The sequence below is a fragment of the Drouetiella sp. genome (assembly GCF_059504425.1).
The window spans coordinates 1-2,754 of the sequence record NZ_JCACIN010000055.1 but is presented as its reverse complement, the minus strand read 5'-3'; the positions used below and the strand labels follow the sequence as shown (position 1 = coordinate 2,754).

The 2,754-nt window shown below is 47.6% G+C and carries 1 protein-coding gene; it reads right to left on the bottom strand.

The window, feature by feature from the left end:
* Positions 1-49 precede the first annotated feature (49 nt).
* A complete protein-coding gene (locus AC5JMP_RS14390) occupies positions 50-2,116 on the bottom strand; it encodes an nSTAND1 domain-containing NTPase (protein WP_495852175.1) in 2,067 nt (688 codons plus the stop codon).
* Positions 2,117-2,754 lie beyond the last annotated feature (638 nt).

The following is a 2,754-nucleotide window of genomic DNA, read 5'->3' as shown; positions in this document are numbered from 1 at the left end:
TAGGTCTTGCTTGATACCACGCTATTCTTCTAACCTTCCCTTCAGGGCACTACCCCTGAATTAAAGCATCGTGGGCAGGCTCTACATAAGGAATGTCTTTGTCGTTATCCCTGACTAACAAACGCGCCTGCACAAATTGTTCCACAACCCGATTCACGCGATCGTTCTCCGGATCTGGATATTTTAATTCCGAGAAGGGGACTTTTCGTTTTGTGGCTGATCCACCATCAATATTTACCATCCGCAGCATGACGTTGCGAGTAGTTTGAGCGTAGGCTAGATCTTTTTGAATCAGCGCATCATATTCTTGGTCTGCCCGTCCTGTGAGCGATCGGGGGACGCCACCCAGTTCATCGTAATCCTGCCAGGTTATAGCGCGGTCAGGCATTCCATCATCGATTTGCGCTTGCCGGAAGCGACGAACTAGCTTGAAATAGAGTTCGCTCAGGGCAAAAGAGAGAAGTGGTAGGGTTCCGGGCATGGCTTCAACTTCCTTAATCAACTGATCGACTAAGCTGCCGCGTTGCTCATGCGTCTCAAAGTGTACCACTTTTGCTGAGGCTGGTCCTTCAATGACGTCCCGCAATTCTTCTCGCGTCATTGTAGGAATCACAAACCGTGAACTGATCCACTGAGATTTCAGCCCTGAATATTCGCAGAGCTGGGGTTCAAAGTCTGATCGCAGCGTCAGCACAATATGCAGATGACTAGAACATTCCCTCAGCATGTCCGTGAGGAGATGTAAAAACTGCTCCCGCTCTTCTTCATCACGGCATTGGGTAATCAGTTCCTCCGCCTGATCAATCACTAAAAGTAACTTCTTATCCGAATAGTGCTGGCTCCAATTTTGAATCACTGAGATGAGTGTCTGCGAGTCCGTCGGAGCAGTTTGCAGTTTATTTGCAATCAACAGCCTGCTCTCTTGTAAAGCCTCCTGTAAAGCGGTCAGTGGTGCTTCAGTAGGACGAACGATTGCGAGAATCTCCCACTGCTGATGTTGATGAAGCTGTCCCTTGCGTTTCAGTTTCTGGCTTGACTGCAGTTTCTGACTCTCAAAGCCTTCTAGATGAGGAATCAGTCCTGCTTTCACTAAACTTGATTTCCCAGAACCCGATGCACCCAGAACCACGGTAAAAGGACGATCGCACAGGAAATTACATAGCTCTTCAATCAGACTTGTTCTGCCAAAAAAGAGGGCACCGTGTTCTTTCTCATAGGATTTCAAACCGCGGTAGGGGTTATCTTTTTCAGTTGGCTCTAGCGAAGGAGCCGCAGGCAGATTCAGAATGTGCCCAGGCGTCAGAAAAATGTATTCGCCTCTATCATGTTTTTTGAGACACCAGAGTCCAGGTGTCTGGCGCAGAGTATGGGCATCTGTTGGCACTTCAACCGTATCGCGCAGGTAGAGATAGAGTTCAGTTGCCGTAATCACTCCATCACCAGGTGGTTGTTCTGATTTGCCGGGTGGATATATGTCTGCATCGCCGCTGAGCGCGTCCATGAGCGCCGCTGCAAAGGGAGAATGCTGAGTGCGGGTTCGATCGGTGCCGCGATCGTTCTTTAGGTCAAGTGTGTCCAGAGCATATTGATCGTGGGATGCGGAAGTGATGACTTGCCAGGCAAAGCTGTCGATAAAGCGATCGTATCGTTCTTTATGAATGACTTCGGGGATCACCTCAAGCTTACGGGTACTAGACCAGCGAAATGCTCCTGCAAAGCAGCAGTCGAGAATAATTAGGCAGTGGCGGCAGGACAGTGGCGTCAGTGCAGCTTCTACCTCAGTCATGCGAAAATAAGTAGATACCTCGCCGAGTCTGGCATCTTGAGGAATGAGATAACCCTCCGGACCTTCATCTCCCATGATTGCAATCCCATGTCCGGCAAAGTAGAAAAGGAGGCGATCGTCCAACTGAGGTTGAAGCTGCTGGAACAGAACCGTCAGGCCTTCTAGTGTTGCAGCTTCATCGAGACAGAGTTGGACATCATAATGGTGTTCGTCCTGTAGAATTTGGGCGATTGCTTCTGCGTCAGGAACGGCACTTTGTAGGGGAGGAATCCCGTTACCGTAACGATTAATACCGATAACAATTGCAATGTTCCGCTCGAATCCAGCCATAGTCTGATGCTTCCCTGAAACTAGCTAATCTTAAAACGGAAACTAGAAGGGAAGCAGAGCTTAGTTTAAGCTGGAAGGTTACCACATCTAACAGCAAAGACGATGGCTCCTACTTCCCGACTCCATAATGTGTTGAATGATTTTCTACGTCAATGTGACATCATGTGGCAAGATGCTCGTCACCTACAAACGGGTAGTGTTCTGGACATGAAGGTCAATAGCTCAAGATGACGATCTTTTTTTAATTCCTCAATCACCGTTATGGGTATTACTTTGAGTACACGAGCCGTAGCTTAAATTCCACTGCTATTCATCGCCATATTCCTAGTTTATTGCTTAATTGTGGGTAGGAGTAGTCCAGGGTAAAGCTATGATGGGAACACTTGATTGCAATATTCATAACGCTGCTTACCTTCTGCTGTTTTGCCATACTTCACAATCTGTGAGTTTTTGCAGTTTAGATAGGGAACAGATGCAAGTACCCTAGCAGGTGATGAAAAGAGAATTAGCTCAATGGGCCGCCTAATCCTCTCCCATTCCCCATGTCTAGAACATTATCCTGTCGCTCAGTCCTATAATCGGTTGTAATCGTTCAAGGGGTTGACAAATCGTAATTGAGAAAATGAGAGGTAACTGAT

Coding starts and splice junctions, on each gene's coding strand:
- AC5JMP_RS14390 (WP_495852175.1), bottom strand. CDS start 2,116: ATGGCTGGATTCGAGCGGAACATTGCAATTGTTATCGGTATTAATCGT.